This is a genomic window from Rhodococcus erythropolis NBRC 15567 (assembly GCF_001552595.1).
Classification (GTDB): Bacteria; Actinomycetota; Actinomycetes; order Mycobacteriales; family Mycobacteriaceae; genus Rhodococcus_F; species Rhodococcus_F erythropolis.
Genome location: NZ_BCRM01000012.1, coordinates 61,152 through 75,134, shown reverse-complemented (window position 1 = coordinate 75,134; position 13,983 = coordinate 61,152). Strand labels below are relative to the sequence as shown.

Below are 13,983 nucleotides of genomic sequence, written 5' to 3'. Positions count from 1 at the left end.
GCACAGGGGCTGTGCCCCTATCGAAAGGTATTCCATGTCCGGTCGCAGTTTCTCCAGCGGAATCGAAGTGAAAGATGCTCTGCGAGAGCAGGACTACATTGCCGATGACGAGTTCGCGGTAGTCGTTCATCTGGCGACGGCGTTGGGGCGTCCGCTCCTGCTCGAAGGGCCGGCCGGTGTCGGCAAGACGGAACTGGCGAAGTCTCTGGCTGCGATCGGGGACCGCAAACTGGTGCGATTGCAGTGCTACGAAGGGCTCGACGACAATCGGGCCCTGTACGAATGGGACTACGCGAAGCAACTCCTGCACGTGCAGATGCTTCGCGACCGGATCAGTGATCAGGTTTCCGAATTCGACAGCGTCGCCGAAGCGTCCAAGTTTCTGGCCGATCAGGATTTCGGTTTGTACTCCGAGAACTTCCTGTCCGTCCGGCCGCTGCTCGAAGCGATCCTCTCACCCGATCCGGTAGTGCTTCTGGTCGACGAGGTGGACCGCACCGAGGAATCGATGGAAGCACTGCTCCTGGAGATTCTCGCCGAACAGCAGATCACCATTCCCGAGGTCGGTACGTTCGTGGCCCGCTCGCAGCCCTGGGTCATCCTGACGTCCAACGACACCCGCGAGCTCTCACCCGCGCTCAAGCGTCGTTGTCTGCATTACCATCTCGGCTATCCGACGTCGGAGCGTGAACGCGAGATCGTCACGGCCCGAGCGCCGGAGGTGGATGCGGCTACGGCCACCGAGGTTGTCGAATTGGCTCGCATCTTGCGTGATCTCCCGCTGCGCAAGAGCCCGTCCATCTCGGAGGTCATCGACGCGGCCAGAGCGGCGACAGTGCTCGCCGCCAACGGATTCGACACCGCTTCCGACGCCAAGGTGCGCGACATCCTGCTCACGGCGTTGCTCAAGTACTCGTCGGATGTGACGCTGGCCAAGGAACGATTCGACGGAAAGCGTCTCGAATCACCGTCGCGTGACGGTGGCGAGCCGATCGAGCGATCCACGGTGGCAAGCAAACCCGCCAACACGACGACGGCCGTGTTCCGGGGCACGGGTGGACGTGACCCTCATCAACAGGGAATCCGCGGCAGCAGCGGAATCCGTTCGACGCGATGACGACGCTCGGTGGCCTCGCCGTGTGGCAACCGTCGTTTGTTCTCGACGTGGTGTCCGCGAGTTTCGGCCGATTGCTGAGGGCGGCCGGAGTTTCCGCGTCACCGGCCGAGGTCATCGAGGTTCGGCGTGTACTCGCGATGGTCGGAGCTTCGGATCGTGAGACGTTGCGAGCATGTCTTCGGGCTGTGTGCGCCAAGTATTCTCACGAACAGGCCGGTTTCGATCGGGCATTCGACGCGCTGTTCCGGCCGGCCGCAGGCAAAGCGCACGCCGAGCGGGTGGCTTCGCGCGCCGAGGTGGCGGACGGTCTGCCCACCGCGCTGGGGATCGACGAGGATCAAGAAGTAGGCCGGTATGCCGAGTACAACGAGCGTGCAGCCGAGGTCGGCGACTACTTCGAGACTCCGGAAGCGGAGAAGGGGTTCAACCCGCACACAAGGACGACGACGATGTGTCGATGACGTCCAGCGATGCGGAACTGTCGGTGGATACCGGTTCGGAGACAGGTCGACGGGGAGTCAGCTACACCGTCGACGTGGATCGTGCCGCGTCGGCAGTGGTCGGTGACCTGAGTACCAGTGTTGCTGCAGCAGTCGTCGGTTCGTTGTCCTGGGACGATCCGACGTCGATCCTCGCCTGGCTGGATGCATACGACCCGAGCAAAGCGTATGCGGACGTCTCCGACGACGGGCCGCTGACGCAGGCGCAACTGAACCGGCTCGTCGAGGCGGTCGAAGCGTTCGTGCAAGCACTCTCGGCCGCTGCACTCGCCGAAAGCGCTCCCGATGCGCCCGACAGCGAATCTGCTGCGGGCGCAACGCACAACGACATCGAACTCGCGTGCCACGAGGTGCTTCGGCGGATGAGAGGACCGTCCAGACCACGGCCCCGGGAGCGCTCTCGTGGACATCTCGACATGCGACGCACGGTGCGTTCGAGTCTGCGCACCGACGGAATTCCCTTCCACCTGGTCGTGAAAGCTCCTCGCCCCGATCGTGTTCGACTACTTCTCGTCGCAGACGTGTCGCTGTCCGTGCGCCCGATCACCGCGTTCACTCTGCGGTTGGCTCAGGCAATGCATCGCCGGGCAGATCGTTGTGAAGTCCTCGCATTCGTCGATCGTCCGGTCGACGTGACCGACACCCTTCTCGCCAGTAGCGGTGACGGCGCACTGGCTGCGGTACTTGCGCACCCGGGTCTGGATCTGGAAGCCAGCAGCGATTACGGTCGAGTGCTCACAGAATTGTTGGACGAGCACGGAAACACCTTGAACTCACGGACGTCCGTCATCATCGTGGGCGACGGTCGGTGCAACGGGTTGCCCCCACAGGTGGACAAGTTGGAAGAGTTACGACGCAAGGTTCACCGTCTGGCCTGGATCACGCCTGAACCTCAGCGCTACTGGAACCAGGCGTCGTGCGCGATGCCGGAGTATTCGGAGATCTGCGACGAGGTTGTTGTTGCCCGAGATGCCGCGCAACTGATGGCAAAGGCCGCTGAACTGGGGCACGCACTTCGCTGATGTCACTGCACTTCACCGATGTCACTGCGCGATCCGTCGTGAACTAGTTTGATCTCATGTCCGAAATCAGGGGATCGATCTGGCGACCGATCGCGGCGCTGACAGTGCTCGGCGCCGTGTGTGGGCTGGTGGCGCTCGGCGTGTTTCAGTGGTGGTGGAACTCGTTGGCATCACCTCACATTCTCACCGGCGGATCCTATCGGGAGCCGTTTGCCGAGCCGACATACACCGGACCCATATTCATGGACCTCTTTCCGGCAGAACCTGCCCCGTGGCTGTATTCGGGACTGGTCCTCGGACCGACGGCGGTCGGCTTGCTTGCCGGGATCGTGTTCGTGGTGTTCGTCCGGCGCAATCGCGCGCAGGACCGCGCGATTACGCCGGACGATCGATCAGAGCGCTAGCAACGCGCGCGAGCCCAGTCGAGGATCCGCCAACGGGCGTAGCGCCAACCGCAGCAAGACCAGGGCGTTGTCGTCGCCGGCGATCCTGTTGACTTTCAACGTATTGCACTCGATGCACTGGTGAACGAGCATCCACTCACCGTCCTGCCGGACCGACAGGCACAGCGCCGCCATGGCACCTCTGCACTGTTGTGCTCGGTCGCCCGGAACGCGACCATCGACGTGGCGGCTTGCCAGACAGTTCGGGCAGTGGTTCCGATGTGCGGTACCCGGGACCGCAGTGGAAATGTCCAAACGGCATGTGAGACAACGGAAGCTCGATCCTTGTTCGCCGCCGATTCCGTGCAATACGTGCTTGGTCCGTTGCGGTGCCCGCCGCGCGCGGGTGCTGGGATTCCTACGTGGCATCTGCTTTCTCACCCCTCACAAGTCGCCGAAGGCTTCGAGCGGGAAGGGTGGTTGTGCGAGCGGCCGCACCGCCATCCTCATCAACAACAACTGGTTGTCGTCACGGCTGACGGGGTTGGAGGTGAGTTCGAGGCACTGTGCGCAGCGGTGGATGATCATCCAATCGCCGCTTCGCAGCACCGCGATCGAAATGGGGGCCATCCGCATTCCGCAGTCCGACGGTCCACCTTCCACCTGGTCGAACAGGTGTCGGGAATGCAGGCAACTGGGGCAGTGGTTTCGGCGATCACCATCGGGGTCGTAGGTCATGACGGTGAGTCCGCACTGAATGCACGAGAAGGTGTCGGTTTTCGAGATGGAATTGTGTGATTGAGGCACTGGAGAACTCCTAGCTGAGTGAACAAAGCAGGTAGGAGCAGGCCGAGTGGCCTCGCGGCTGTCAGTCCGTCGTTTCGGGGATCAGCAAGTGACCCTCGAGGTTGCCGGCAGTGCAGGGGCGAGAGGCGCGCTCGGCGCGGGCTGGGTCATAAACACCTTCTGGATCGGTACTACGGGCCGCTCTGGCCAGAACCGAAAGTACAACGGGACCTGATTGCCGCGCCATCTATTTTCCGGCCACGTCTACCTGCCCGAACGGGTAGGTAAGTGCCTCTCCTTCGGTGGGTGTGCCCCGACTGCTGTCCGCGTAGGCTCGGGGCCAGCACTTGTAAGGTGGATCACACCAGTTGGTGCTCGGGCGAGCGAGCTGGGAATTCGCGAAGCGGTGATCTCGGTGCCGCGCGAGAGGAGAGTGGGGTCGTGTCCGTGGCATATCCGGATGCTGTGAACCACGGTGTTCATCGCCGCGGCACTGCTGCTCGACTGGTCAAATTTCACGCCCCCGAGATCGTCTTCGGTATCGGTTCCCTGGTCGAGGCAGCACACGCGACTCTGCGGTTCGGCGGGTTCCGCCCGTTTCTGGTCACCGATCCCGGCTTGATCGACGCGGGGTGGGTCAGCGAACTCGAGGACCATCTCACGGAGCAGGGCTTGACCGCGACAGTGTGGTCAGGGCTGACGCCCAACCCCAAGGACTTCGAGATCGCGGCCGGTTTCGAGGTGTACCAGGAAGGCGAGTGCGACGTCATCATCGCGCTCGGTGGCGGTTCCGTCATCGACGCGGCTAAAGGTGTAGCCGTCCTCGCTGCCAACGGTGGCAACATACTCGACTACGAGGGTGTCGATCAGGCGACAAAACCGATCCCGCCGTTGGTGATGGTTCCCACCACGTCCGGAACGGGCGCTGACGTGTCGCAGTTCTGCATCGTCACGGACACGACCCGCGGCACCAAGATCACCATCATCGGCCGTGCCCTGGTGCCGGATGTGACGGTCATCGATCCGCGGTTGCTCACGACGATGCCCGAGTGGCTCAATGCAGCAACGGGATTGGATGCACTGACGCACGGAATCGAAGCCTTTGTCTCACTGGCGCACAATCCGTTGACCGATCATCACGCGCTCCGCGCGGTCGGCCTCGTAACGGAGAATCTGGTGCACACGATCCAGGACCCGATGGAGATGGAAGCTCGATCGGTGATGGCGCAGGCGAGTCTCGAGGCCGGGTTGGCGTTCACCAACGCGATACTCGGAGCCGCGCACGCCATGAGCCATCAGGTGGGCGGCATGCTTGATCTGCCACATGGCGTCATCAACGGAATTCTGTTGCCCCACGTCATCCGATTCAATTCCACGACGGATGCTGCCCCCTTTGTTGCCATCGCTGCGGCACTGAGCCTTCCTGAACAGCACGGCACCCCGGAGGAAGCAGCGCTGGCGGTGGCCGACCGGGTCGAACGTCTCGCCCGGGAGGTTGGGGTCCCGAAGGGGCTGGGGGAGTTGGGTGTTCGCGAGGAAGACCTCACTCGACTTGCCAGCTTCGCGTTGCTCGACGCCTGCATGTCCACCAATCCCAGGGAAGCGACGCAGGAGCAGATGGTGGCGTTGTTCCGAGGTGCCTTGTGAAGAGGGACAGTGTGATGCGGTGCAGGGTGATGCGGTGCAGACGATGACCGCGGACCTGTCGCGACTCACCGGATTACGTTCGGGTAAGAGTTCGTTTTATCCGCAGTACCGCGGTGCGGCCGAGCGCCTCGAACGCGTCGTACATGCGTTGGAATTGATCTCGCGGGCTTTGGTGCGAACCGTCGAGGGACCGGAAACCCTCGTCTGTGCGGTGGCGGAAGCTGCCCGTGCTCATCTGAGTGCCAACTGGATAGTCTTCGCCTTGGCCGACGGAACATTGCCCGACGCCGGACCACGGCGATTGGTTCTCGGCCCGGACGCTACCCCTTTTCTGGTCGACAACGTCGAGGGGCCACCACTTCCGGAGGACGTCGTCGAATGCCTCGACGACATCCGGTGCGGAAGAATCGAATCCAACTCGGTGATCGACGCTCACTATGCGTTTGTGCCGATCGTACTCGGCGGCGGTGTGGTCGGCGCCTTTGCTGCCTGGACGCCGGCCAACCGGACGCTCGATACGACGGACGGAGCCGTGCTCAGCATTCTGGCCAGCCAGACTGCTGTGGCCCTGCAGAACTCGGCGCTCTACCAGCGCGGACAACTACTGCTCGAACGAGCCGAAGACGCATATGCGGAGGCCAATCGCACTGCAGCCGACCTCGCGGTGCGCAACAGCGAATTGGAGTCCACGCAGCGTCAACTCGGAGTGGCTCACCGGCACCAGGTGGTCGACGACGAACGGCACCGGATCGCCCGCGAACTTCACGACAGCGTGACACAGGCTGTGTTGTCGGCCGGCATGCAGATCGAGGTCTGCCGGAGCGACATCCCGGAGGCGGAACGCAGTGAAAGACTGGACTTGGCAAAGGATTTGACCAGGCGGGCGGTCGAGCAGCTTCGCTCGGCGATCTACGCGCTCAATCATTCCTCGGACGCGGACCGGACGTCGCTGCCCGAGATGCTCGAGCAGCTCGGCGTGGTTCACATGCCGGACGAGTTGGCGGTCAGCGTTCGCGTCGGCGGCACCCCGACCGAGCTTCCAGGCGATGCCGAACACGCTCTTCTGCGGATCGCGGGGGAGGCGCTGTTCAATGTTGCGGTGCATGCCCATGCGAGTCGAGCGGTCCTGCGGTTGACCTATCGAGCGGATACGGTGCTGCTGTCGGTTTCCGACGACGGTGACGGCGACCCTGCGCGGATGCGTCTGATCCTCAAACTCGCAGCCACCAACGACGTCGACGGCCGTCATCGCGGACTGGCGAACATGCAGACACGAACTCTCGAGTTGGGTGGTGCGCTCGAAGTTCGGCGCGCGCGGATCGGTGGAATTCAGATTCTCGTGCGACTGCCACTACCACTGCCACAGGCACTTCCGCTCCAGGCGGATGTCGACAATCTTTGCTCCACCACTGAAATCGAGAGCGAGGAATCATGACCACTGCGCGTCCCGTCATCACCCGCGGAGCATCGCCGGTTCAGGGATTGGTTCGAATCGTCCTGGTCGACGACCATGCAATTTTGCGGCAAGGGCTCCGCTCGGTTCTCGAGCGCGAAAGCGACCTCGAGATCGTGGGGGAGGCTTCGTCTCTCGCCGAGGCGCTTGCCGTGGTCGACAAGGTGGGCCCGGACATCGTCTTGATGGATCTGAAACTATCCGCCAGTTCCGACTACGAGGGACTGACCCTTTGTGGCCAGTTGTCTACGGCGCATCCCGGGCTCGGACTGTTGGTTCTCACCACCTTTCTCGACGATCAACTGGTGGTGCGAGCGGTACACGCGGGCGCTCGCGGCTATGTCGTCAAAGACGTCGACACCACCGAATTGGTGCGTGCGATCAGGGCTGTCTCGCGGGGTGAGAGTGCGTTCGATTCTCGCAGCGCATCGGCTGTCGTCAGATCGCTCAACGGGCAGTCGTCATCCAAAGAACGACTGACCGATCGTGAACTCGAAGTACTGAGACTGCTCGCAAACGGCTTGTCCAACATCAAGATCGGTGAGCGATTGTTCATCTCGCCGACCACGGTCAAGTTCCACGTCAGCAACATCATGCGCAAACTCGAGGTGAGTCGGCGAGCAGAGGCCGTCTACGCCGCGAGTAAGCAAGGTCTGATCTAGCTCCGCTCGGAGACCGCCCAGGCGCGCAGCGCCTGATGCTGTACGAGGAGCACGCTCGATCGAGTTGTGCGCAGAGTCGACGCGGTCATCTCGGCAGTCAGACCCACTGCGATTCGCAATACCAGGACCTCACGTTGGTCGTCGGTGAGGCGACGTGGGCGTTTGAATTGTCCGTCGATGTTGCGTGACTGGGGAATTGACGCAATCCGTTGCGAGGCCAACTCGTAGGCGAAGTTCTCGATGCGTGTGTCGGCCGAGATCGTTTCGGACATTCGTGTGACGACGTCCAGGGTGCATTGATGGGCGAGATCGTCGGCGAATGTTGCGACAGGCGTCCCGAGAAGCCTGGCGCGATAGTAGAGAACGACGCGAGGGTGCAATCGGGCCAGGAGTTTCGACAGTGCGTGATGATCGCCGGCGAATGCCCCGGCGGCGTTGCGGTTCAAGGAAATCGATTGTTCACAGGTTTCGGGTGAAGCGGTTCGTGCGGAGGGTGGCGTCGGTGAAGTCTTCGCGCCCCTGATCGACAGCTTCATCAACAACTCCTCGGGTACAGCGCACCTCATCATGCTGGAACGAGAATTGAGGTACCCCACCGAAAATGCGGGTAAACCTGAAGTTACCTTCCAGGTGTCCGGTCTTTTCGCTGGGAGCGCCAGTCCGCGAGCATGCGCGGCATTTCCGCGGCCATGAAGTCGAAGAAGTCGCGCAGATCTTCCATGCGATCGCCGGCCGTAGTGCCTTCACCGAGGACCCGAATGCCCTCGTCCGCAACTGCCGAGACCTGGTAGAGGGACGATTGTTTCGTGACAAACGCGTCGGCCCACATGTCGACGCTGACGCAGTAGTGCTGACGCCTCGATCCGGGGACGGCCACTCGCTCGATCAATCCGACTTGCTGGAGGTATCTGACTGCTCCGGAAATGGCGGCGGGGCTCACTCCCAACCGAGATCCGAGATCTCCTGGCGTGGACGAGGGTGTCTCGCTGGTCATCAACGCGGCCCACACGCGGGCAGGCATCGGCGGAAAACCCATGTCGCTCAGAACGAGTGAGAGTCGTTCGACAAAATGTCGGCTCTCGTCCGGTGCAACGGTGTGGCTGGTGTCGGTCATCGGAACCCTTCGATCTTTTCTTCTTTTCTATCTTCACACATTTGTGAAATCGGCGTACGGTCAAATTCATGGGTGCGGCAATTTCAGTGAAAAGCCTCGTCAAGACCTTCGGTACCACCCGCGCGCTGGACGGCCTCGACCTCGAAGTCTCAGCAGGTGAAGTGCACGGATTCCTGGGACCGAACGGCTCTGGAAAGTCGACCACTATTCGGGTGCTCCTCGGCCTGCTCCGCTCGGACTCCGGAGACGCAACTGTTCTCGGCGGCGATCCGTGGCGAGACGCTGTTACCTTGCATCGACGTCTCGCTTACGTGCCTGGCGACGTGAATCTGTGGCCCAACCTCACCGGCGGGGAGGCTATCGATCTGTTGGCGGGTCTGCGCGGTGGCTTGGACCGAAAACGCCGCAGCGAGTTGCTCGATCGCTTCGAACTTGACCCGACCAAGAAGGCGCGGACGTACTCGAAAGGTAATCGGCAGAAGGTTGCACTCGTGGCGGCGTTTTCGTCCGACGTCGACCTTTACGTACTCGACGAACCGACATCGGGGCTCGACCCGTTGATGGAAGCGGTGTTTCAGGACTGCGTCGAGGAGGTGGCTCACGCCGGAAAGACGGTCTTGCTGTCGAGCCATATCCTCGCCGAGGTCGAAGCGCTGTGCGATCGCGTGAGCATCATCCGCGACGGGCGGACGGTGGAAGAGGGAACGCTGTCCGAACTCAGGCATCTCACGCGCACGTCCATCTCGGCGGAGACACAGCGCCAGATCGGCGGACTCGACGGGCTCGGCGGTGTCCACGACGCGGTGATCGACGGTAACCACGTCACCTGCGAAGTTGACAGCGCGCAACTCGGACCACTCATGACGTACTTGGTCGGATTCGGAATCGTGGCGCTCACTTCCACTCCGCCGACACTCGAAGAACTCTTCTTGCGTCATTACGGTGACGAGCGCGCCAGGGAGACTTCGGTCCACCTGCGAGCCGAGACCGGTGTACGGCCATGACCGTTGCTGTCGAGGCCGCTCCACCGGTACCTGCCTCGGCAAGTCAATTCACCGGCACACGCCGACTGGTCCGGCTGGCCTTGCGACGGGACCGAATTCAGCTTTCCGTGTGGGTCATCTCGATCGTCCTGTTCATGCTGCTCGTCGTCGCCAGTGTGACCGGGCTGTACTCGACCCCCGAGGAATTGCGAAACATCGCAGTCAGTTCCGCGGTATCGCCGGTGGCGCTGGCGACCAACGGAATCGTGTCCGGCGATTCGCAGGGCGCGATAGTCGCCAGTCAGTCGGTGCTCGTGTTCGCGTTGGTGGCGGCATTGATGAGCACCCTTGCGGTGGTTCGGCATACACGACAGAACGAGGAGACCGGCCGTGCCGAGATGATCGGTGCTGCGGTGGTGGGTCGGCGAGCGCTTCTGACCTCCGCACTGATTGTCACGGTCGGTGCGAACGTGGTTCTGACACTGGGAATTGCCCTGGGATCGATCGCCGTCGGTTTGCCTGTCGTTGGTTCGCTCGCGTTGGGTGCTTCGATAGGTGGGACCGGAATCGCGTTTGCCGGTGTGGCGGCGGTGACTGCGCAGATCACGGACGGTGCTCGTACGGCCAACGGTCTGGCGGGTGCCGCGATCGGTGTTGCCTTCATGCTGCGCGCGATCGGCGACGTGAACAGTACGGTCGTCGACGACGGAACTCGCGTGGTGAGCGGTTGGTTGTCGTGGCTTTCGCCGATCGGATGGGCGCAACAGATCAGACCTTTCGACGACGATGCCTGGTGGATCCTGTTGTTGCTGATCGGATTTGCGGTTGTGCACGTGATGGTGGCGTTTGTTCTCATCAGCCATCGTGATCAGGGAGCGGGGCTCGTGCAGCCCCGGCCCGGCCCACCGACCGCAGCATCGTGGTTGCCGTCGGCTTGGGGCCTGGCGTGGCGCATGCAGCGAATGACGATGTTCTGGTGGATCTTTGCCGTTGTCATTCTCGGGTTCGCCTACGGCGCTGTGGGCAACGAGATCGACGCGATGGTGGGATCGTCGCAGCAGACCGCGGAGATGTTCGAGAAACTTGGTGGCGGCGGTACGGATCTGGTGGATTCGTACTTGGCCACTGCTCTCGGTCTCACCTCGATAGTGATCGCGGCATATTCGGTCCAGAGTCTTCTCCGGATGCGGGGCGAGGAAACATCGGGACGGCTCGAACCGTTGCTGGCAACCTCTTTGTCGCGGTGGAGGTGGATGCTTTCCCACCTGGGTGTGGTTGTGGGCGGGGTGATCCTCGCGCACGTCTTGATGGGTGCCTTCACCGGATTTGCCTTCGGGCTCGTCACGGACGACGTCGGCGGCAACACACTTCGCATGACAGGCGCTGCCTTGGCCTATCTACCTGCAGTGCTTGTAGTCGTGGGGTTGGTGTCGTTGGCTTTCGGACTGTTTCCGACCTACGCGTCGGCGCTCTCCTGGGGAATCTTGGCGGCATGCATCGTGCTCGGGCAACTCGGAACGTTGCTGAAGCTTCCACAGGTAGTGCTGGATCTGTCACCCTTCACCCACGTGCCGGGTGCCCCCGCCGAGCCAGTGACAGTTCTACCGCTGCTGGCCATGATCGTTGTGGCAGTAGTGCTTTCGACAGCATCGCTTGTTGCGTTCCGTCGTCGCGACCTCCAGGGGTAGTAGGGCTGAACTCAATTGGGAGTTCAACTCAGAATTCGACGAAGCTGTCGAGCCCGAGCAGCGAGCCGTCCGGTCGAGTCGAACAGTTCGGATTCGTCAACACAGAGAGTGTCTGTCGCCCAGGCGGTCCCGTGGCGTAGGCGATACCACGGTGACAGTGTTCGGGGATCTGCCGTGAGGTGCTCCGGTGTGAAATGCGCGGTGAACTCGATAGTGGGTATAGCCACGGGCATCGTCAGTGTCGCGAACAATCCGGGCGGAAGCGCGTCGAGAAGGACCGCGGCGCGCTCTTGGGCCGTGAAATCGAGGTCTGTGAGCAATCGGATCCAGACGTCGAATTCCGGGGCGTCGCCACCGGCGAACGGCCTCGCGGAATTGATCGGCCGGATGTCGAGGTGCTGGGAGAACGGCACAAAATCCACCGGGATCTCCAGCGGCGGCAGGGTTGACGGGTCGGCCGGAGTCGGTTCGGCGACAGGGGCGGACATCGTTGTGCCTCCTGTGTCGCGGGCTAGCCGAACGAGAGCGGATCCCGAACCGGTCAGCGTGACGTGGCAACTGACGGTCCGCCCGCCCCGCATATCGTCGACAGTCAGCTCGGCCGGCCCCGGAGGGACGGGGCGGTCCAGGTGCGCCGTGACTGCCAGAGGTTCGGCTCCGGACGCGTCGGCAGCCACTCGCAGCATCCGTGCAACGGCGAGTCCGCCCTGAATGCCGTCGAAACTCCGCCAGCTGGAGTCGAATTCGGTGTGATGACACGCTGCGTCGGTCGACGGCGCTATCGTCGCGGACGCCTGACTATTAATTGCCATAGCCAGCACCTTAGGTGCTGACTATGGCTATGGCAAGCTAGGGTCTACTCGGGAGTGCTGGACGACCCACCGAAGAGCATGTAGATGAGGATCTGAAGAATGCCGAGAGGATTGATCTCGCCGAGGCTGCTCATGTGTGAGGAACTCCTGTTTGCGGGGATGGGTACTGTTGCGTCGCAACGTCACTGAAAGTACGGCAATTCAGACAATGCGGTGCGGAATTTACCGATAATTCACTGTCCGCGAGTCGGGCGACAGTGCAGGTAGGCGTCAGTGACTACGTCGAGAACGCGATTGCCGTGTGCGTCGACCAATTTCGCTGTGATGGTGACCAATCCCCGCGCGCGATTGTCGAACACGACGTTGTCGACGGTGACCTTTCCGCTCAGGGTGTCACCGGGGCGAAGTGGACGTAGGAAGCTCACGTCGCGCATGGACTTTCCGGCGATCACGTTCCACTGGTCGTAGAGACTGTCGACCACCAACTTCTGGCAGATCGACAGGGTGTGCAGCCCGCTGGCGATCAACCCGCCGAAGACCCCGGACCCGGCGGCTTCCTTGTCGATGTGAAACCACTGGGGATCCCACTGGGTTGCGAACTCGACGATCTCCTCTTCGGTCACCGAATACGAGCCCAATGGGATCACTTGGCCGATCTCGAGATCTTCGGCGAACACTGTGCGTTGGTGAAGGGCGGCCGAATCGTTCATGTCTGTGTGAATCTCCTGCGTGTTCCGGGTGTACTCGGAACATACTCCACGCAGTGCGTTCGGCTCCTTCGCAAGTCCTTGTCCAGGGTCACTAGAATCGTCACATGGTTGACGACGCGAAGATCGAGCCGAGGGCGCTGGCAGGAACGTGGCACTTCGAGCGCGACATCGTCGACCGCCTTTCCGGTTCCACCAAGCATGTCTTCGGCGAGACCACTATCTCCGACGCCGGTGACGGTCGGATGCGCTGGTACGAGAGTGGCACTCTGCGTGACGGCGATCTGGAATTGCCAGTGTTCCGGACTCTGTTCATTGCAAAGCGCGGCCTCGAATGGGCCGTGACATTCGAAGACGGCAGAGAGTTCCACGACTGGGCGCCGGGGGAGGAAGTCGAGCACCTGTGCGGTGCGGACACCTACCGCGGGCGAATCGACGTCACTGCAGTAGATGGATCGGCTTGGGCGGTCGTCTGGACCGTGACGGGGCCGAGCAAGAACTACACGATGACCACGCATCTCACCCGGCCCTGATCGCAGCGATCACCAGTTATTCGACGCCGATCGTCACCTCGGTGGACTTCACGAATACCGTTGCAGCTTGGCCTGGTTCGAGGTCGAGATCCAGTGCGGCGTCGCGGGTGATCGACGAAGTCACGATCTGGTTGCCGCCGTCCAACTTCACCTTGACCGTTGCCATGACGGTGCCGAGGTTGACCTCGGTGATGGTGCCGGTGAGTTGATTTCGTGTGGACAGTCGCATCTCTGAAACTCCTGTGCTCTGGGGTGGGTGTACTTCGACCATAATCCGATGGTCGCGTATCTACCCAGCGATTCCGCAGGTGCGGACATGCGGGCACCGCAGGTGCGCGAATATTGTCGGGCGGTGGAGGTAGATTCCGGTCATGACTGAACCCGTGAAAGGCCCGGCGTCGTATTTTCCGTCGATCGAGAAGAAATACGGTCGGCCGATCGGTGAGTGGCAAGAGCTGATCAGAAGCTCAGACCTCACCAAGCATATGGAATTGGTGAATTGGTTGAAGTCGGAGCACGGGATGGGGCATGGGCACGCGAATGCACTTGTCGCCCATACGCTGAAAGAAGGCTAGT

General features: G+C 61.9%; 16 protein-coding genes and 1 pseudogene. 10 read left to right on the top strand and 7 right to left on the bottom strand.

Translation table 11 applies throughout. The features are described 5' to 3' along the window. Positions 1-34 precede the first annotated feature (34 nt). The 3 genes and pseudogenes from RE4_RS17505 (at position 35) to RE4_RS17495 (ending at position 3,043) form a co-directional block, all read left to right on the top strand. On the top strand, positions 35-1,117 hold the full coding sequence (locus tag RE4_RS17505; RefSeq protein ID WP_060939047.1) for a MadB family AAA-type ATPase: 1,083 nt from the start codon (positions 35-37) through the stop codon (positions 1,115-1,117). Next, positions 1,114-2,639, top strand: a pseudogene (gene madC / locus RE4_RS17500) (MadC family VWA domain-containing protein). Before RE4_RS17505 ends, madC begins: the two are co-directional and overlap by 4 nt. Before the next feature lie 56 nt (positions 2,640-2,695). Continuing rightward, positions 2,696-3,043: a hypothetical protein gene (locus RE4_RS17495; protein WP_020968992.1), complete on the top strand. Its 348-nt coding sequence runs from the start codon at positions 2,696-2,698 to the stop codon at positions 3,041-3,043. Here RE4_RS17495 and RE4_RS17490 read toward each other — a convergent pair. Then, a complete protein-coding gene (locus RE4_RS17490; RefSeq protein WP_060939046.1) occupies positions 3,032-3,451 on the bottom strand; it encodes an RNHCP domain-containing protein in 420 nt (139 codons plus the stop codon). The two genes, RE4_RS17495 and RE4_RS17490, sit on opposite strands and share 12 nt — an antisense overlap. Positions 3,452-3,466: 15 nt before the next feature. Next, positions 3,467-3,829, bottom strand: coding sequence for an RNHCP domain-containing protein (locus RE4_RS17485; RefSeq protein WP_020906849.1), 363 nt, complete (start codon positions 3,827-3,829; stop codon positions 3,467-3,469). Positions 3,830-4,249: 420 nt separating this feature from the next. Here RE4_RS17485 and RE4_RS17480 point away from each other — a divergent pair, with 420 nt between their 5' ends. The 3 genes from RE4_RS17480 to RE4_RS17470 are packed head-to-tail and all read left to right on the top strand — an operon-like array spanning position 4,250 to position 7,570. Next, positions 4,250-5,455 carry an iron-containing alcohol dehydrogenase gene (locus RE4_RS17480; RefSeq protein WP_081098390.1) on the top strand — a complete coding sequence of 402 codons (1,206 nt, stop codon included), beginning with the start codon at positions 4,250-4,252 and terminating at the stop codon, positions 5,453-5,455. 43 nt (positions 5,456-5,498) lie between these two features. Beyond that, positions 5,499-6,890, top strand: a complete 1,392-nt coding sequence (locus RE4_RS17475; RefSeq protein WP_024487311.1) for a MadS family sensor histidine kinase — start codon at positions 5,499-5,501, stop codon at positions 6,888-6,890. Further along, positions 6,887-7,570 carry a MadR family response regulator transcription factor gene (locus tag RE4_RS17470; RefSeq protein ID WP_019744264.1) on the top strand — a complete coding sequence of 228 codons (684 nt, stop codon included), beginning with the start codon at positions 6,887-6,889 and terminating at the stop codon, positions 7,568-7,570. The genes RE4_RS17475 and RE4_RS17470 overlap by 4 nt, the downstream gene beginning before the upstream one ends. On the opposite strand, the gene RE4_RS17465 is transcribed toward RE4_RS17470, so the two are convergent. Then, positions 7,567-8,106 (bottom strand): RNA polymerase subunit sigma, encoded by a 540-nt coding sequence (locus RE4_RS17465; protein ID WP_041815731.1) that lies wholly within the window; start codon positions 8,104-8,106, stop codon positions 7,567-7,569. The genes RE4_RS17470 and RE4_RS17465 overlap by 4 nt on opposite strands. Before the next feature lie 83 nt (positions 8,107-8,189). After that, positions 8,190-8,684, bottom strand: coding sequence for a GbsR/MarR family transcriptional regulator (locus RE4_RS17460; protein WP_019744262.1), 495 nt, complete (start codon positions 8,682-8,684; stop codon positions 8,190-8,192). A gap of 68 nt (positions 8,685-8,752) precedes the next feature. Here RE4_RS17460 and RE4_RS17455 point away from each other — a divergent pair, with 68 nt between their 5' ends. Beyond that, positions 8,753-9,688 (top strand): ABC transporter ATP-binding protein, encoded by a 936-nt coding sequence (locus RE4_RS17455; RefSeq protein ID WP_020968998.1) that lies wholly within the window; start codon positions 8,753-8,755, stop codon positions 9,686-9,688. After that, on the top strand, positions 9,685-11,355 hold the full coding sequence (locus tag RE4_RS17450; protein WP_060939045.1) for an ABC transporter permease: 1,671 nt from the start codon (positions 9,685-9,687) through the stop codon (positions 11,353-11,355). Before RE4_RS17455 ends, RE4_RS17450 begins: the two co-directional genes overlap by 4 nt. Positions 11,356-11,378: 23 nt before the next feature. Here the strand turns inward: RE4_RS17450 and RE4_RS17445 are convergent, their stop codons facing one another. Both RE4_RS17445 and RE4_RS17440 read right to left on the bottom strand, forming a co-directional pair. Further along, positions 11,379-12,167, bottom strand: coding sequence for a thioesterase family protein (locus RE4_RS17445; protein ID WP_060939044.1), 789 nt, complete (start codon positions 12,165-12,167; stop codon positions 11,379-11,381). Between the two features lie 233 nt (positions 12,168-12,400). After that, positions 12,401-12,877 (bottom strand): MaoC/PaaZ C-terminal domain-containing protein, encoded by a 477-nt coding sequence (locus tag RE4_RS17440; RefSeq protein WP_060939043.1) that lies wholly within the window; start codon positions 12,875-12,877, stop codon positions 12,401-12,403. Between the two features lie 104 nt (positions 12,878-12,981). On the opposite strand from RE4_RS17440, the gene RE4_RS17435 reads away from it, so the two are divergent. Next, the gene (locus tag RE4_RS17435) at positions 12,982-13,407 is read left to right on the top strand and encodes a DUF6314 family protein (protein WP_019744256.1); all 426 of its coding nucleotides are present in this window, start codon (positions 12,982-12,984) and stop codon (positions 13,405-13,407) included. A gap of 16 nt (positions 13,408-13,423) precedes the next feature. Here the strand turns inward: RE4_RS17435 and RE4_RS17430 are convergent, their stop codons facing one another. Further along, positions 13,424-13,636 (bottom strand): TOBE domain-containing protein, encoded by a 213-nt coding sequence (locus RE4_RS17430; protein ID WP_003942061.1) that lies wholly within the window; start codon positions 13,634-13,636, stop codon positions 13,424-13,426. 142 nt (positions 13,637-13,778) lie between these two features. On the opposite strand from RE4_RS17430, the gene RE4_RS17425 reads away from it, so the two are divergent. Then, positions 13,779-13,982, top strand: a complete 204-nt coding sequence (locus RE4_RS17425) for a DUF4287 domain-containing protein (protein WP_007728313.1) — start codon at positions 13,779-13,781, stop codon at positions 13,980-13,982. Position 13,983: the final 1 nt, after the last annotated feature.